We start from the raw sequence: 15,170 nt of genomic DNA on the forward strand, positions 1-15,170 counted from the left end.
AGGAGTAAGAGCACATGGCTCGAGCAGTAGGAATCGACCTCGGAACCACGAATTCGGTGGTTGCCGTCCTCGAAGGTGGAGAACCCACCGTCATCGCCAACGCAGAAGGTTTCCGCACGACCCCATCGGTTGTGGCCTTCACCAAAGACGGCGAGGTGCTGGTTGGTGAAACCGCCAAGCGCCAGGCCGTCACTAACGTCGATCGCACGATCGCCTCAGTCAAGCGCCACATGGGCACCGACTGGAAGCAGGACATCGACACCAAGAAGTACACGGCGCAGGAGATCTCAGCGCGCATCCTCGCGAAGCTGAAGCGTGACGCCGAGCAGTACCTCGGCGAGCCGGTAACCGACGCCGTAGTGACGGTTCCCGCGTACTTCAACGACGCCGAGCGCCAGGCCACCAAGGAGGCCGGTGAGATCGCCGGACTCAACGTGCTGCGCATCATCAACGAGCCCACCGCGGCCGCGCTGGCCTACGGCCTCGACAAGGGCAAGGAAGACGAGCTCATCCTCGTCTTCGACCTCGGTGGCGGAACGTTCGACGTCTCGCTCCTCGAAGTGGGCAAGGACGACGACTTCTCGACCATCCAGGTCAAGTCCACCTCGGGCGACAACCGCCTCGGTGGAGACGACTGGGACCAGCGCGTCGTCGACTACCTGATCGGACGCTTCAAGGACTCGACCGGTGTCGACGTCTCGAAGGACAAGATCGCCAAGCAGCGCCTCAAGGAAGCCGCCGAGCAGGCCAAGAAGGAACTGTCCAGCCAGACCAGCACCACCATTCAGCTGCCGTACCTCTCTCTCACGGAGAATGGCCCGGCCAACCTCGACGAGTCGCTCACGCGCGCCAAGTTCGAGGAGCTCACGGCAGACCTGCTTGAGCGCACCCGCAAGCCGTTCAACGACGTCATCAAGGAGGCCGGCGTGAAGCTGGCCGATGTTGCTCACGTCGTTCTCGTCGGTGGATCGACCCGCATGCCCGCCGTCGTTGAGCTCGTCAAGAAGCTCACCGGTGGCAAGGAGCCCAACAAGGGCGTCAACCCTGATGAGGTGGTCGCCGTCGGCGCCGCACTCCAGGCCGGCGTTCTGAAGGGCGAGCGCAAGGACGTTCTGCTCATCGACGTGACCCCCCTGAGCCTCGGAATCGAGACCAAGGGTGGAATCATGACAAAGCTCATCGAGCGCAACACCGCGATCCCGACCAAGCGCAGTGAGACGTTCACCACCGCAGACGACAACCAGCCGTCAGTGGCCATCCAGGTCTTCCAGGGCGAGCGCGAGTTCACCAGGGACAACAAGAACCTGGGAACGTTCGAGTTGCAGGGCATCGCGCCAGCACCCCGTGGCATCCCGCAGGTTGAGGTCACTTTCGACATCGACGCCAACGGCATCGTGCACGTGTCTGCGAAAGACAAGGGCACCGGCAAGGAGCAGTCGATGACGATCACCGGCGGCTCGTCGCTGTCGAAGGATGACATCGAGCGCATGGTGCGCGAGGGTGAAGAGCACGCTGCAGAAGACAAGGCGCGTCGCGAGACCGCTGAGGTGCGCAACACGGCCGAGCAGCTCGCCTATTCGACCGACAAGCTCATCAAGGACAACGAGGACAAGCTCCCCGACGACGTGAAGAGCGAAGTGCAGGCCGATGTGGATGCGCTCAAGACCGCGCTCGCCGGCGACGACGAGGCGGCCGTCAAGACCGCCTTCGACACGCTCAACGAGAGCCAGCAGAAGCTCGGGCAGGCCATCTACAGCGCGTCGCAGGAGGCGCCCGCCGAGGGTGCGTCAGCCGAGGAGCCAGCGGCCGAGGGCAGCGACGAAGACATCGTCGATGCCGAGGTTGTTGACGACGAGGAGCCTTCGACAGACTCAGAGTCCAAGAAGTAGCCATGGCTCACAAGAAGAACAACGACGACAACCAGGAAGAGCCCGTCATCCGCGACAAGCGGAGGGTCGACCCGGAGACCGGCAATGTTCGCGAGCCAGCCGACGCCGGTGACGGTACCGACGGGGTGGATGCTTCGGCATCCGCCCCGGCGGCCGGCACCGATGGCGCTGCAGCGGATGATGACACAGAGGACGGCGCTGAACTGACAGACGCTGATCAGGTGCTCCTCGACCAGGCGGCAACTGATCTGGTCGCCGAGATGCGATCAGACATGCTGCGGGCACAGGCCGAACTTGTGAACTTCCGTACGCGGGTCGAACGCGACCGTGCGCTCAACCGCGACGCAGTCATTGCCGAGGTCATCAGATCTCTGCTGCCTGCTCTCGACGACCTCGCACTCGCTGAAACTCACGGAGACCTCAAGGACGGTGCGCCGCTGACGATCGTGGCCCAGAAAATTCGGGGCGCTTTCGAGAAGTACGGACTCAAGCAGGTGGGAGTGAAGGGCGAGCCCTTCGATCCCGCCTTCCACGAGGCCGTCGTGCAGCTGCCGAACCCCGAGGTTACGGTCAACACCATCGGCGACGTGATCTCGGCGGGGTATGTGCTCGGCGACAGGCTGGTTCGTCCAGCAAAGGTCGCCGTGTTCGTTCCGGCAGAATAAGCCCGCGGCAAAGATTAGGCAGGAACGCATATGGCGAGCCAGGACTGGTTCGATAAGGACTTCTACGCGGTACTCGGCGTCTCCAAGACGATCAGCGAGGCTGACCTGAAGAAGACCTATCGCAAGCTCGCTCGGCAGTATCATCCGGATTCCAACCCGGGCGATGCGAAGGCCGAGGCGAAGTTCAAGGAGATCAGCGAAGCACATTCGGTGCTCTCTGACCCCGCTCTTCGCAAGGAGTACGACCAGATCCGCGCCATGGGCGGTGGCGCCCGCTTCTCGGCGGGCGGCCAGCAGGGTGGCGGCTTCGAAGACGTGTTCGGCGGGATGTTCGGGCAGCAACAGCGCCCGGGCACCCAGTCGAGCGCGTCATTCGAAGACCTACTCGGCGGGATGTTCGGCGGTGGCGGCTTCGGCTCAACCAGCGGCGGATTTCGTGGGGCTGGTGGACCCACCAAGGGCCGCGACCTCACGGCCAGCACCACCCTCGACTTCGTCACCGCGATTCGCGGTGAGACGATCAAACTGCAGCCCGCCGGGGCCAAGGCGATCAACGTCAAGATTCCGGCCGGTGTCAGTGACGGGCAGAAGATCCGCCTCAAAGGCAAGGGCGAACCGAGCCATGACGGCGGCCCCGCCGGAGACTTGGTGCTCTCGATCACGGTGCGCAAGCATCCGGTCTTCGAACGGGACGGCCTGAATCTTCGCGTCGTGGTTCCAGTCACCTTCGTCGAGGCAACCCTCGGAGCCACCATCGAGGTGCCGACCCTCGGTGGCGACCCGGTCAAGCTCCGCGTGGCTCCCGGCACACCGAGCGGCAGAATCCTTCGCGTGAAAGACCGGGGGGTGACATCCGCCAAGGGTGTCGGCGACCTCCTTGCCGAGGTGCAGGTCGCCGTGCCGGCGAGGTTGACGGAAGACGCCCTCAAGCATCTCGAGGCGTTCGCCGCGGCAATGCCTCGAGGCAATCCCCGCGAAGAACTGCTCGAGAAGGCCACCTCCGCCTGATGGACGAGTACTCGCCCCTGTTCGCGATCGCGGTTGCCGCGGAGCTTGCGGGTATGCACCCGCAGACCCTGCGGCAGTACGACCGCATCGGGCTGGTGAGTCCGACTCGCACCGCCGGGCACTCGCGCCGCTACTCGATGCGCGACGTCGTGCAATTGCGCGAGATCGCCGCTTTGAGCGCGCAAGGGCTGAACCTTGAGGGCATCAGGCGCATCCTCGAACTGGAAAATCAGGTAGCCGAGCTGAATGCGCGCGTGCGCGAGCTCGAGCACGCCCTGTCCAACGAAATGCTCGCGCGGCCGGGTCGCCGGGTCTTCGCTGCAGGATCTGAGGGTGACGTTGTGTCGATGCGCACCGGGGAGCGTTCCAAGCGCTCGAATGCCGTCGTGGTCTGGCGCCAACTGGGGCAGCGCTCAGAATGAGCGAGCTCGAATTCGATTCCCTGCGCCGCTGGCCGGACCTCGAATCGCCGGATCTTCGGGCTTGGGATACCGCAGACACCCTCATTCTCGACGAGGCTGGGGCACGTCTAAGGGGTGCTGTGGTGGTGATCGGCGACGAATACGGCGCCCTGACCCTCGGCGCTCTCGGCCGTGGAGCCACTCACGTGCGTGTGCACCAGGACCGGCTCTCGGGAGAACTCGCGCTCCACGCTAATAGCGAGGGAAGTTTCGAGGGCAGTTTCGAGTCGCTGCCGCTGACGCCGGAACTGGTGGACGGCGCCACGCTCGTGCTGCTCCGGCTGCCGCGATCGCTCGACGCGCTCGACGAGATCGCGGCCCTCATCGCCAGGCACGCCTCACCCGACGTGGTGGTGGTCGCCGGCGGTCGCATCAAGCACATGACGGTCACGATGAACGAGGTGCTGCGCCGCCATTTCGGAACCGTGGATGTGACCCACGCCCGGCAGAAGTCGCGCGGACTAATCGCTCGCCAACCGCTGACGGGGACGCTCACCGAGCCCCGCCGAAAGTTTCACGCCGACCTCGGACTCTGGGTGGTGGCGACCGGCGGTGTCTTCGCCGGAACCTCCATCGACATCGGCACCCGCGCGCTCCTCGGGTCGCTCGACCGCGTCGCGCCGTTCGAGTCCGCGGTCGACCTGGGCTGCGGCACGGGAATCCTCGCGGCAGCCCTCGCGCGGCAAAACCCGACGGCGTCGGTACTCGCCACCGACGAGTCTGCTGCCGCTGTGGCATCCGCCACGCTCACCGCGCTGGCGAACGATCTCGCGGTGACGGTGACGGTGACGAGGGATGATGCGGCCTCAACGGTCGCGAAACGCAGCGTCGACCTCGTCGTGCTCAACCCGCCCTTCCACACGGGGGCGGCCGTCCACTCGGGCGTCTCGACGAAACTCTTCGAGGCGGCCACCCGGATGTTGCGGCCCGGCGGCGAACTGTGGACGGTGTTCAACTCGCACCTGGACTACCGCCCGACCCTGGAGCGCATCATCGGCGGGACGCGTCAGATCGAACGCACCCCGAAGTTCACGGTGACCTTGTCGCGCAAGCGCTGACCGATACCGTAGGAGCCGAGCGAGAGAAAGGTGCCACCGTGGCCGACGCGACCAATGTCTACCAGCCCAATGCACAGAGGCCGGCGATCCCGAAGCCGCCGCTGCTACCCCGCCAGAAGTCGGGCGCGCGCCTCGCCGGCATCATCGGGTTCCTCCTGCTCAGCCTCGGGTTTTGGATGTTCAGCGTTCCCCTCGCGGTCCTTGCGATGATGGCCGTCCTCAGTCTGGTATTCCAGTCCGTCGGCCGCTCGTCGGGGAATTCCGACTGGTACCGCCAGATTGCGGTCTTCGTAGACAGGCTCCACCCCGAGTTGTGGATGATTCCGCTGGTGATTGCGGTCCTGGTGGGCATGGTGCTGATGGCCGTTGCCCTGTTCGTCAGCGCGCGCATCCTCAGATCCCACGGAATTGTGAAGCCATGGCCGGTCACCTGGGCCGCTGCGGGTATCGCCATTGTTGCGAGCTGGATCGCGTCGGGTGTGCTCAGCGTGCCGTTTCAACTCACCGGCATCGGGTTCGATAATGACAGCAGTCAAACCCTGCCGCTGGGCGTCGCGCTCGGCGTCATCGCCTTCCTGGTGAGCATCGCGTCGACCGCCGTGATCGGGTGGTTGTCATGGTGGTGGATGGCGCATGTGATGCGCCCCGCGGCCGATATTCAGGACGTAGGTCCCGCCACCTGACCGACATCATGTCGTAAACTTGAGTCGAACCAACTCAAGTTTTTGGAGGCATTATGGCGAACATGCAGGGCGCTCCCGCCAGCGACGACGAACAGAAATCCGCCCTCGAGACTTACGGGGTGAATCTCACCGAGATCGCTCGCAGCGGCAAACTCGACCCGGTGATCGGGCGTGACGCCGAGATCCGCCGGATCAGTCAGGTGCTCACCCGCCGGACCAAGAACAACCCTGTTCTCATCGGAGAGCCCGGCGTCGGCAAGACGGCGGTAGTGGAGGGGCTCGCGCAACGGATCATCGCCGGCGACGTTGCCGACTCCCTCAAAGACAAGCAGCTCGTGTCTCTTGACCTCGCGGCGCTCGTTGCCGGAGCCAAATACCGTGGAGAGTTCGAAGAGCGCCTGAAGGCCGTGCTCAAAGAGATCAAGGACTCAGACGGTCAGGTCATCACCTTCATCGACGAACTGCACACGCTCATGGGAGCGGGTGGTGGCGAAGGTTCAGTCGCCGCATCGAACATGCTGAAGCCGATGCTGGCACGCGGCGAACTGCGGCTGATCGGAGCGACGACCCTCGACGAGTACCGCCAGTACATCGAGAAGGATGCCGCCCTCGAACGCAGATTCCAGCAGGTGTTCGTCGGTGAACCCTCGGTGGAAGACACGGTCGCCATCCTCCGCGGCCTCAAGGAGCGCTACGAGGCGCACCACAAGGTCGCGATCGCCGACTCAGCTCTCGTGGCGGCCGCTACCCTCAGCAACCGCTACATCACCGGCCGCAAACTGCCGGACAAGGCGATTGACCTGATCGATGAGGCGGCATCCCGACTCAAAATGGAGATCGACTCGAGCCCGGTCGAAATCGACCAGCTCAAGCGGGCCGTCGACAGGCTGCGCATCGAGGAGGTCGCGCTCAAGAAGGAAAAAGACGACGCGTCCCGCGAGAGGCTCGCGAAGCTGCGGGAAGACCTCGCCACCAGCGGAGCGAAACTGGCGGAACTCGAGAAGCGGTGGAAGGCCGAAAAGGCGTCACTCACCGGAGTTGGCAACCTGAAGTCCCAGCTGAACGATGCCCGAATCCGGCTCGACCGGGCCATGCGCGAGGGCGACTACCAGGCAGCGTCAAAGCTCAACTACGAGACCATCCCCGGGATCGAGACCGCCATCGTCGAGGCCGAATCCGCTGAGCCGATCGGCGATCGCATGGTCAATGACCAGGTGACCGAAGGCGACATCGCCAGCGTCATCGCGGCGTGGACCGGAATTCCGATCGACAAGCTGACACAGGGTGAGACCGAGAAACTGCTTCATCTCGAGACCGAACTCGGTAAGCGACTCATCGGGCAGAGGGATGCCGTGCAGTCGGTCTCCGAGGCAGTCAGGCGCACGCGCGCGGGCATCTCAGACCCCGATCGCCCGACCGGGTCATTCCTGTTCCTCGGACCCACCGGCGTCGGCAAGACGGAGCTCGCGAAGGCACTCGCCGAGTACCTCTTCGACGACGAGAAGGCGCTCGTGCGCATCGACATGAGCGAATACGGCGAGAAGCACACAGTGTCACGGCTGGTCGGAGCCCCTCCCGGCTACATCGGGTACGAGCAGGGTGGGCAGCTGACCGAGGCCGTTCGCCGCCGGCCGTACTCCGTGATCCTCCTCGACGAGGTCGAAAAGGCGCACCCGGAGGTTTTCGACGTGCTGCTGCAGGTGCTCGACGACGGGCGGCTGACCGATGGGCAGGGTCGCACGATCGACTTCCGCAACGTCATCCTGATCCTGACCAGCAATCTCGGCAGCCAGTACATCACCGATCAGGCACTGCCGTGGGAGCAGCGTAAGGCGGCCGTGAACGAGCTCGTCCGGCAGGCATTCAAGCCGGAATTCGTGAACAGGCTCGACGACATCGTGGTGTTCTCACCGCTGACCACCGACGACCTCAGCCAGATCGTCGAGCTGTACATCGACCGTCTCGCGAAGCGGCTCGTGGGACGACGGCTCGAGCTCGCGGTGACGCCGGGTGCTCGCAGCTGGCTCGCGGAGCGGGGCTACGATCCGGTGTACGGAGCCCGCCCGTTGCGCAGGCTCATGCAGCGCCAGATCGACGACTCGCTCGCGAAGTCACTGCTGTCGGGAGATGTGCGTGACGGTGACACGGTGCTGGTGGAAGTCAACTCCGCCAACGACGGCCTCGCGGTTCACAAGCTCACATCGTAGTAATCGATCACTGGGCACTAGAAGCCCTCGGGGGCGCGAGGGAGGTAGTCGGCGGCGAGGCTGGCCAGCTCGTCTTCGGTCAAAGTGAGCTCAACGGAGGCGACGGCATCCGTGAGGTGGCTCGCTTTGGTCGCGCCCACGATGGGCGACGTCACGGCGGGCTGCTGGCGCACCCAGGCGAGGGCCACTTGCGCCCGCGGAACTCCGCGCTCGCGCGCGATCAGGGCCACCGCGTCGGCGATCTTGCGGTCGCCGGCCTCCTGCTGCTTGTACAACGACTTGCCAAACTCGTCGGTCTCGGAGCGGGAGGTGGAGTCATCCCAATCTCGGGTGAGCCTGCCGCGGGCCAGTGGGCTCCAGGGCAGCACGCCCACGCCCTGGTCGAGGCAATACGGGAGCATTTCACGCTCCTCCTCCCGGTTGAGCAGGTTGTACTGATCCTGCATCGACACGAACCGGGTGAACCCTCCGAGGTCGGCAGTGTGCTGCGCCGTGGCGAAGTGCCACGCGAACATGGATGAGGCACCGATGTAGCGCGCCTTGCCGGCCTTGACCACGTCGTGCAGTGCCTCCATGGTCTCTGCGATCGGGGTCAGCGGATCCCAGCGGTGGATCTGGTACAGGTCGACGTGATCGGTGCCGAGTCGGGTAAGACTGTGATCGATCTCGGCCAGGATGGCGCGGCGGGAGAGCCCGGCGCCGTTGGGCCCTGGCCGCATCCGCCCGTGCGCCTTCGTGGCCAGCACGTAGTCGTCCCGGTTGCTGAAATCGCGCAGCGCGCGGCCGAGGATCTCCTCACTGCTGCCATCCGAATAGACATTGGCGGTGTCGAAGGTGGTGATGCCGGCTTCGAGGGCCTGCTTGATGAGCGGACGACTGTGCTCTTCCGAGAGGGTCCACGGGTGACCACCGCGCTGCGATTCGCCGAAACTCATGCAGCCGAGGGTGATCGCGGAGACTTCGAGACCGGACTTGCCGAGACGTGCGTACTTCATCGTGAGCCTTTCTTCGGATGGGAGATTAGCGCGGCTAGGCGAACACCAGTACCAGGTCGTCGAGCGATGCGCGCTCGCGCCCTGCAACCTCGCGGGCCTGGTATCGCTCATCCAATTCTGAAACATCCGCGATCGACCCGATCGCGGTGACGCTCACAGGAACGAGGGAGTCGTCCAGCTCGAAGTGCTGCGCGACGGCGATTGGGTCGAAGCCGCCGATCTGGTGAACGTGCAGCCCTTCGGTGTGTGCCTGCACCGAGAGGTGAGCGAGGGACTGGCCGAGGTCGTATTCGGCCCAGCGGTATGGCTTTCCGTCGGAGTCAGCGGTCACGGCGATACCGATGACGAGCGCGGAGGCCCGAACCGCCCACGGCTGATTTCCCTCGGCGAGCATGCCCACGATGGCGTGGAACTCCGCGGTGCCGCGGCGGGCAGCAATGAAGCGCCTGGGCTGAAAATTCGCAGCAGACGGCGCCCAGCGAGCGGCCTCGAGGAGGGTGGTGAGTTGCTGATCGGTGAGCTCGGCCGTGGAGTCGAACGAGCGGGGGCTCCACCGGTCGGCGAGGACTCCGGCGATGGGATGAGCGGTGACGGCGCGACGGTCGTCAGCTGTGATGGTCATGTCAATCCTTTGGGTCAGTGAGCGGGTGGGGCTCCGGTGACCCATCACGGCAAACACACATTCTGGTCGGCGCATTCCCGCTTAGGCTCGAATAATGCGCGCAACAGTGATCCACGGTGAACGAGATGTCCGACTCGAAGAGGTTCCCGACCCCGAGTTGTCCACCGGGGGCGACGCCATCGTGAAGGTGGTCGCAGCCTGCGTGTGCGGTTCGGATCTGTGGCCGTATCGCGGAGTAACCCCGACAGCGTCCCCGAGCCGGATCGGTCACGAGTTCATTGGCATCGTCGAATCCGTCGGCCCCGACGTCGTGACCATCAAGCCCGGCGACTTCGTCATCGCCCCCTTCTACGACTGCGACATGACCTGCGCCAACTGCCTCAATGGCGTGAGCCCCTCATGCCTGCACGGCGGCTGGTGGGGTCGGGATGATCGGCTCGGCGGTTTCGCGGATGGCGCCCAGGGCGAGCGCGTGCGCGTGCCACATGCCGACGGATCACTTGTCGCAACGCCGGGACAGCCCGCGGATGACCTCATCCCCAGCCTGCTCACCCTCGCCGATGTCATGGGGACCGGCCACCACGCTGCGGTCTCGGCCGGAGTCACCGTCGGCAGCACCGTCGTGGTGGTTGGCGACGGCGCGGTCGGGCTGTGCGCAGTGCTGGCGGCCAAACGCCTCGGTGCCTCGCGGATCGTCGCGATGTCGCGTCACGCCGCTCGCCAGGAGGTCGCCCGCGAGTTCGGCGCGACCGACATCGTGGAGGAGCGCGGAGCCGACGGCATCGCGCGCATCAAGGAACTCTTCGATGGCATCGGCCCCGACTGCGTGCTCGAATGCGTGGGCACGACGGAGTCGATGGATCAGGCCCTGCGATCGGTGCGACCCGGGGGCACGGTCGGTTACGTCGGCGTGCCGAGCGGAGGGGCCGAGCTGCCGATCGGGTTCATGTTCGGCAACAACATCGGGGCAAACGGCGGAGTGGCTCCCGTGCGCAACTACATCGACGAACTGCTGCCCGAGGTGCTCTCGGGAGCGATCAATCCCGGTCGTGTCTTCGATCTGGAGTTGCCGCTGGCCGAGGTGGCCGAGGCGTACGCCGCGATGGACGAGCGGCGCGCGATCAAGGTGCTGCTGCGCCCCTGAGCGCGTCGGCGGCGCTCAGGCGACCGGGATCTCGATCTCGCCGAGTACCACCATTGCCTGGCGGGCGACCACAAGGTCGTGATCGCGGACGGCCTGGAGGAGCAACTCCTGGGCCTGGATCAGGGCCTGAAGGTCGATGAACGTGGGCAGGTGCTGACCGCCGATGCTCAGGATGTGCACCACAGAGTTGATTGCTCGCTGAAGGGCGACGTTGGATGATTCCGGCGGAAGTCTGGAGAAGAAGTCTAGGTTCGTCCTCGCGAGCTCCCGGGCGTCCCGGGTGGGCACGGCGGCCAAAAAGCTCGCATTGTCGCGCATCATCACGTTGAACGCACGGGCGGGAGCGTCGGGGATCACCTCGTTGATGAGGACCGCGTAGAGGGCACGCCACACGATGTAGGCATGCTCGGTTTGTTCGGGCGTCACATCCACAACGCGGGTGAACCTACCCGACGACGCCTCGATGAGCCCGATCTCCCGAAGGCGCTGGATCGCTTCCCTGACGGGAGTGCGTGACACCCCGAATTGTTCAGCAATCTCACCGTCGCTGATGTGCTGGCCGGGGAGGAGGGTTCCGTTCTGGATCGCCTGGAGGATGCGATCGTAGACCGTGGTGACCACCTTGCTGGTGGTGATGACAGCAGGCACCTGCCCGAATTCCGGGTCGTTGCTGTCGTTCATCCTTTGATCATATGCGTTATCGGCCCACGCCTGTCCGATCGGTCAGGCATGGGTGTCGCCCCAGCCCCTACAGAAACATGGGCCGATCGTCATCATCGTCGAGTTCCACTGCCAGATCGACACTCACGGGCACGTGGTCGCTCGGTCCGTCGCCTTTGCGCTCCTCGCGGTGAATTTTCGGCTCAGACACCAACGCGTCGAACGCGGCGGATCCCAGGATGAAGTCGATGCGCATGCCCTCGTTGCGCGGGAATCTGAGCTGCTGGTAGTCCCAATAGGTGTAACCCTCGACACCACGGCTGCGCAGCGCATCGATCATCCCCGCGGTCTCGAACGCCGCGAAAGCATCACGCTCCGGCTGGCTGACATGCGTGCGTCCCTCGAAGGCGGCGATGTCCCAGACATCGAAGTCGAATGGTGCGATATTGAAATCGCCCATGAGCGCGAGGGGCTGGTCGGGATGAGCGGCCAGCCAGCCGCGAGTCTCTGCTGCCAGGTTGGCCAGCCATTCGAGCTTGTAGGGATAGTGCGCATTGTCGAGCTCGCGGCCGTTGGGCACGTACAGGCTCCACAGGCGCACACCGGCCACCGTCACCCCGAGAGCGCGGGCCTCCTGCGAAAGTGATCCGTCATCATCCGGCCGGCCGAAGCCGGGCGCACTGGCAAAGCCGACAGACACGTCCTCCATGGGCAGTCGGCTGGCGAATGCGACGCCGTTCCACTGGCTGAGCCCATGCATCTCGACCTCATACCCGGCCTCAGCGAACTGTTCGAACGGGAACTGTGACTCCTTGCACTTGATTTCCTGCATGCCGAGCACGTCGATGTCTTCACGCAGCATCCAGTCGATGACCCTGCCGGCTCGGCTTCGGATCGAGTTCACATTCCAGGTGGCAACACGCATGCTCTAACGGTATCCGGAAGCGCGCGCGAGAGCCGAACCACGCCCGTGCCTCCCCCTAACTGGGCCGCGACAGCAAGGCCACCGCGCCCATACCCTAAGCACGTGTTATCGCGCGAAGAACGTGTGGATGACGACTCCGCCTCCGCCACCCGCAGGGAAACGAAGTGTGCCATGGTCGTCACCATTGTCGCGCTCGCGGCGATCGTCATCGCCAGCCTGCTGCTCGTCTTCGCCGACTTTCTCGAGTGAAGTGCGGGGAATCAGTCGCTAGTCTGGAACCGTGACGGACGCCAGGCAGCAGCTCATTGACTACATCTCGGCCGATGCCGTGTTCCATGGTGACTTCACGCTCACCAGCGGCAAGAAGGCGAGCTACTACGTCGACCTGCGCAGAGTGAGTCTCGACCACAGGGTTGCGCCCCTCATCGGCCAGGTGATGCTCGACCTCATCGCCGACGTTGCTGACGTAAGCGCCGTAGGCGGGATGACCATGGGAGCCGATCCCGTCGCATCCGCGATCATGCACCAGGGTGCTGCGCGAGGCCTCTCGTACGATGCCTTCGTTGTGCGCAAGGAGCCGAAGGACCACGGTCGCGGCAAGCAGGTCGAAGGGCCCGATCTTGCGGGACAGCGTGTCATTGTGCTGGAAGACACATCGACGACGGGTGGTTCCCCGCTCGCCGCCGTCGAGGCCCTCCTCAAAGTCGGAGCCGAGATCGCCGCGGTCGCGGTCGTCGTCGACCGCGATACTGGCGCTCGCGAACGGATCGAAGCCGCCGGTTACCCCTACCTCGCTGCCATTGGATTGGCGGATCTGGGTCTCGCCCCATGACGGACGGTTCGGACGAACCTGGCGGCTTCCGGTGGAACCTGACACCGACGAGCCACAAAGGCACTGATCCAGCGCCCGAGCCAGCGGCGACGACACCCGAGGCGCCGGCGCCGACACCCGAACCAGAGGCCACACAGGCGATCGCTGTTATCCCCGCGGATGATTGGGATGTGCCAACCGCTGCGTCTCCCGTCGTCGGTCGCTCCGTCTTCCCCCTGGCGCCGCCGACACAGCCGCCGCCCTACATGCCACCTGTCTCAGCGCGACAGCTTCCGCCCCCTCTCGACAGTGCGATGACCGGGGTGACCGAGTTGCTGGCTGCCCACCCCGTCGGACTGCCTGATCCCGTCAACGAGGGCCTCGAGTCATCCGACATCGACGTGATCTTCGGGGAGTCGAAGTTCGTCAACTACGACACTCCTGTCGACTCGGGTTATCCGACCCCCACGACGGCGATGCCACCCACGCTGGTTCAGCCCCCGGAGTATGCGCGAGAGCAGGTGTGGCCCGCGGTTGCCGCACAATCGGGTTTTCAGAGTGCCTACACGCCGCTTCCCTTCGGGACACCGTCCCCGGTGTCGACTGTCGCACTGTACGAGGGGCCACGTCGTGCGGCGCCGAACGTCATGCCCCGATCGCAGAAGATTCTCATTGGTGCAGCTGGTGGCCTGGTGGCTGTGCTGGCCCTCGTTGCGCTTTTCCTGCTCGGGATGCGGATCGGCGGCGGATCGGCAGTCACCGAGGCCGTCGCCACCCCGGCCCCGGAGCCGATTGCGACCCAGTCCGCCCCGGCGGTGGGTCCATTAGCCGACGGGGACCATGCGTGGGACGAATTGCTTGGGGGTGAATGCCTCACGGCATATGAGTCACCGTGGCAGGACACCTACACGGTGATCGATTGCGCCGAACCTCACACCGGCCAGCTGCTGTCGAAGTCGACACTTCCGGATGACTCAGCGGCCACGTACCCGTCAGAGACCGAGCTGCAGTCGAGAATAACGCTCGAATGCTCAGCAACCACGGTTCTGGACTATGCCGCGGCCGAGGCATACGACGACATCCAGCTTGACTCGAGCTTCCCCGCCACCCCCAAAGCATGGGCCGCGGGCGAGCGAAACACGTACTGCTTCGTTACGCGCGCGGGTGGTGGCGACCTGGAAGGGTCACTCGCGGTACCGACCGCCTGACCGCTCGCCCGGCTAGTCGAGTTCAGTTTCGACCGGTTCTGCCGACAGCAAATCCGCGACGCTGTTCAGGATCTCGTCTGGACGGAACGGGTACTTGTCGATCTCGGCCTGGTCGCTGATGCCGGTGAGCACCAGGATCGTGTGCAGTCCCGCCTCGATCCCGGCAACGATGTCTGTGTCCATTCGGTCGCCGATCATGCCGGTGTTCTCGCTGTGAGCGCCGATCTTGTTCATGGCCGAGCGGAACATCATCGGGTTCGGCTTGCCGACCACGTACGGTTCCTTGCCGGTGGCCTTCGTGATGAGGGCAGCGACGGCGCCGGTGGCAGGCAGGGGCCCGTCTGCGCTTGGGCCGGTGGCATCCGGGTTCGTCACAATGAATCTGGAGCCGGCCCCGATAAGCCTGATGGCTTTGGTGATGGCCTCGAACGAGTAGTTGCGCGTTTCGCCGATGACGACGTAGTCGGGGTCGCTCTCGGTCATGATGAAACCGGCCTCGTGCAGGGCCGTCGTGATGCCCGCCTCGCCAATGACGAACGCGGTGCCTCCCGGCATCTGCGACTTGAGGAAGTCGGCCGTGGCAAGTGCGGAGGTCCAGATCGATTCCTCGGGCACGTGCAGGCCGGAGGCACGTAGTCGGGCACTCAGGTCGCGCGGGGTGAAGATCGAATTATTGGTGAGCACGAGGTAGGGCTTGCCCTCGTCGCGCCACTGCTGCAGCAGGTCGGAGGCGCCAGGAATCGGCTGGTTCTCGTGGACGAGAACGCCATCCATGTCGGTTAGCCAGCACTCGATCTCGCCGCGATCACTCATGCGGCCATCGTACCGGGGGCA

General features: G+C 64.8%; 16 protein-coding genes. 11 read left to right on the plus strand and 5 right to left on the minus strand.

All coding sequences use genetic code 11. The annotated features are described in order from the left end of the window. Window positions 1–14 precede the first annotated feature (14 nt). From dnaK to QMG83_RS00820, 7 genes are read left to right on the plus strand one after another with little or no spacing between them, the layout of a single operon-like run. On the plus strand, window positions 15–1,889 hold the full coding sequence (gene dnaK, locus QMG83_RS00790; protein WP_283503464.1) for a molecular chaperone DnaK: 1,875 nt from the start codon (window positions 15–17) through the stop codon (window positions 1,887–1,889). A gap of 2 nt (window positions 1,890–1,891) precedes the next feature. Further along, window positions 1,892–2,554 (plus strand): nucleotide exchange factor GrpE, encoded by a 663-nt coding sequence (locus QMG83_RS00795; protein ID WP_283503465.1) that lies wholly within the window; start codon window positions 1,892–1,894, stop codon window positions 2,552–2,554. A 30-nt stretch (window positions 2,555–2,584) separates the two neighbouring features. Beyond that, complete coding sequence (locus QMG83_RS00800) at window positions 2,585–3,562, plus strand: DnaJ C-terminal domain-containing protein (protein WP_283503466.1); 978 nt, start codon at window positions 2,585–2,587, stop codon at window positions 3,560–3,562. After that, the gene (locus tag QMG83_RS00805) at window positions 3,562–3,984 is read left to right on the plus strand and encodes a heat shock protein transcriptional repressor HspR (RefSeq protein ID WP_283503467.1); all 423 of its coding nucleotides are present in this window, start codon (window positions 3,562–3,564) and stop codon (window positions 3,982–3,984) included. Before QMG83_RS00800 ends, QMG83_RS00805 begins: the two co-directional genes overlap by 1 nt. Then, the gene (locus QMG83_RS00810) at window positions 3,981–5,081 is read left to right on the plus strand and encodes a class I SAM-dependent methyltransferase (RefSeq protein WP_283503468.1); all 1,101 of its coding nucleotides are present in this window, start codon (window positions 3,981–3,983) and stop codon (window positions 5,079–5,081) included. The genes QMG83_RS00805 and QMG83_RS00810 overlap by 4 nt, the downstream gene beginning before the upstream one ends. Window positions 5,082–5,119: 38 nt before the next feature. After that, window positions 5,120–5,764, plus strand: coding sequence for a hypothetical protein (locus QMG83_RS00815; protein WP_283503469.1), 645 nt, complete (start codon window positions 5,120–5,122; stop codon window positions 5,762–5,764). Window positions 5,765–5,817: 53 nt separating this feature from the next. After that, entirely contained in the window at window positions 5,818–7,971 is a 2,154-nt protein-coding gene (locus QMG83_RS00820; RefSeq protein WP_283503470.1) for an ATP-dependent Clp protease ATP-binding subunit, read from the plus strand. Between the two features lie 17 nt (window positions 7,972–7,988). Here the strand turns inward: QMG83_RS00820 and QMG83_RS00825 are convergent, their stop codons facing one another. Both QMG83_RS00825 and QMG83_RS00830 read right to left on the minus strand, forming a co-directional pair. Further along, on the minus strand, window positions 7,989–8,966 hold the full coding sequence (locus QMG83_RS00825) for an aldo/keto reductase (protein ID WP_283503471.1): 978 nt from the start codon (window positions 8,964–8,966) through the stop codon (window positions 7,989–7,991). Window positions 8,967–9,000: 34 nt separating this feature from the next. Then, window positions 9,001–9,588: a nitroreductase family protein gene (locus tag QMG83_RS00830; protein WP_283503472.1), complete on the minus strand. Its 588-nt coding sequence runs from the start codon at window positions 9,586–9,588 to the stop codon at window positions 9,001–9,003. Window positions 9,589–9,682: 94 nt separating this feature from the next. Between QMG83_RS00830 and QMG83_RS00835 the strand changes: the two genes are divergently transcribed. Beyond that, window positions 9,683–10,732, plus strand: coding sequence for a zinc-dependent alcohol dehydrogenase family protein (locus tag QMG83_RS00835; RefSeq protein ID WP_283503473.1), 1,050 nt, complete (start codon window positions 9,683–9,685; stop codon window positions 10,730–10,732). Window positions 10,733–10,747: 15 nt separating this feature from the next. Here QMG83_RS00835 and QMG83_RS00840 read toward each other — a convergent pair whose 3' ends face one another. After that, entirely contained in the window at window positions 10,748–11,413 is a 666-nt protein-coding gene (locus QMG83_RS00840; RefSeq protein WP_283503474.1) for a GntR family transcriptional regulator, read from the minus strand. 67 nt (window positions 11,414–11,480) lie between these two features. Continuing rightward, on the minus strand, window positions 11,481–12,317 hold the full coding sequence (locus QMG83_RS00845) for an exodeoxyribonuclease III (protein WP_283503475.1): 837 nt from the start codon (window positions 12,315–12,317) through the stop codon (window positions 11,481–11,483). A gap of 102 nt (window positions 12,318–12,419) precedes the next feature. On the opposite strand from QMG83_RS00845, the gene QMG83_RS00850 reads away from it, so the two are divergent. From QMG83_RS00850 to QMG83_RS00860, 3 genes are read left to right on the plus strand one after another with little or no spacing between them, the layout of a single operon-like run. Further along, window positions 12,420–12,566 carry a hypothetical protein gene (locus tag QMG83_RS00850; RefSeq protein WP_283503476.1) on the plus strand — a complete coding sequence of 49 codons (147 nt, stop codon included), beginning with the start codon at window positions 12,420–12,422 and terminating at the stop codon, window positions 12,564–12,566. Window positions 12,567–12,597: 31 nt separating this feature from the next. Then, a complete protein-coding gene (gene pyrE, locus QMG83_RS00855) occupies window positions 12,598–13,149 on the plus strand; it encodes an orotate phosphoribosyltransferase (protein WP_283503477.1) in 552 nt (183 codons plus the stop codon). Beyond that, window positions 13,146–14,336: a septum formation family protein gene (locus tag QMG83_RS00860; protein ID WP_283503478.1), complete on the plus strand. Its 1,191-nt coding sequence runs from the start codon at window positions 13,146–13,148 to the stop codon at window positions 14,334–14,336. Before pyrE ends, QMG83_RS00860 begins: the two co-directional genes overlap by 4 nt. A 12-nt stretch (window positions 14,337–14,348) precedes the next feature. Here QMG83_RS00860 and QMG83_RS00865 read toward each other — a convergent pair whose 3' ends face one another. Further along, entirely contained in the window at window positions 14,349–15,149 is an 801-nt protein-coding gene (locus QMG83_RS00865) for an HAD-IIA family hydrolase (protein WP_283503479.1), read from the minus strand. Window positions 15,150–15,170 lie beyond the last annotated feature (21 nt).

The sequence above is a fragment of the Salinibacterium sp. G-O1 genome (assembly GCF_030063305.1).
In the GTDB taxonomy this organism is placed as follows: domain Bacteria; phylum Actinomycetota; class Actinomycetes; order Actinomycetales; family Microbacteriaceae; genus Rhodoglobus.

What these genes read in the sequence shown, in the direction of transcription:
- dnaK (WP_283503464.1), top strand. Translation starts at nt 15, where the DNA reads ATGGCTCGAGCAGTAGGAATCGACCTCGGAACCACGAATTCGGTGGTT.
- QMG83_RS00795 (WP_283503465.1), top strand. Translation starts at nt 1,892, where the DNA reads ATGGCTCACAAGAAGAACAACGACGACAACCAGGAAGAGCCCGTCATC.
- QMG83_RS00800 (WP_283503466.1), top strand. Translation starts at nt 2,585, where the DNA reads ATGGCGAGCCAGGACTGGTTCGATAAGGACTTCTACGCGGTACTCGGC.
- QMG83_RS00805 (WP_283503467.1), top strand. Translation starts at nt 3,562, where the DNA reads ATGGACGAGTACTCGCCCCTGTTCGCGATCGCGGTTGCCGCGGAGCTT.
- QMG83_RS00810 (WP_283503468.1), top strand. Translation starts at nt 3,981, where the DNA reads ATGAGCGAGCTCGAATTCGATTCCCTGCGCCGCTGGCCGGACCTCGAA.
- QMG83_RS00820 (WP_283503470.1), top strand. Translation starts at nt 5,818, where the DNA reads ATGGCGAACATGCAGGGCGCTCCCGCCAGCGACGACGAACAGAAATCC.
- QMG83_RS00825 (WP_283503471.1), bottom strand. Translation starts at nt 8,966, where the DNA reads ATGAAGTACGCACGTCTCGGCAAGTCCGGTCTCGAAGTCTCCGCGATC.
- QMG83_RS00830 (WP_283503472.1), bottom strand. Translation starts at nt 9,588, where the DNA reads ATGACCATCACAGCTGACGACCGTCGCGCCGTCACCGCTCATCCCATC.
- QMG83_RS00835 (WP_283503473.1), top strand. Translation starts at nt 9,683, where the DNA reads ATGCGCGCAACAGTGATCCACGGTGAACGAGATGTCCGACTCGAAGAG.
- QMG83_RS00840 (WP_283503474.1), bottom strand. Translation starts at nt 11,413, where the DNA reads ATGAACGACAGCAACGACCCGGAATTCGGGCAGGTGCCTGCTGTCATC.
- QMG83_RS00845 (WP_283503475.1), bottom strand. Translation starts at nt 12,317, where the DNA reads ATGCGTGTTGCCACCTGGAATGTGAACTCGATCCGAAGCCGAGCCGGC.
- QMG83_RS00860 (WP_283503478.1), top strand. Translation starts at nt 13,146, where the DNA reads ATGACGGACGGTTCGGACGAACCTGGCGGCTTCCGGTGGAACCTGACA.
- QMG83_RS00865 (WP_283503479.1), bottom strand. Translation starts at nt 15,149, where the DNA reads ATGAGTGATCGCGGCGAGATCGAGTGCTGGCTAACCGACATGGATGGC.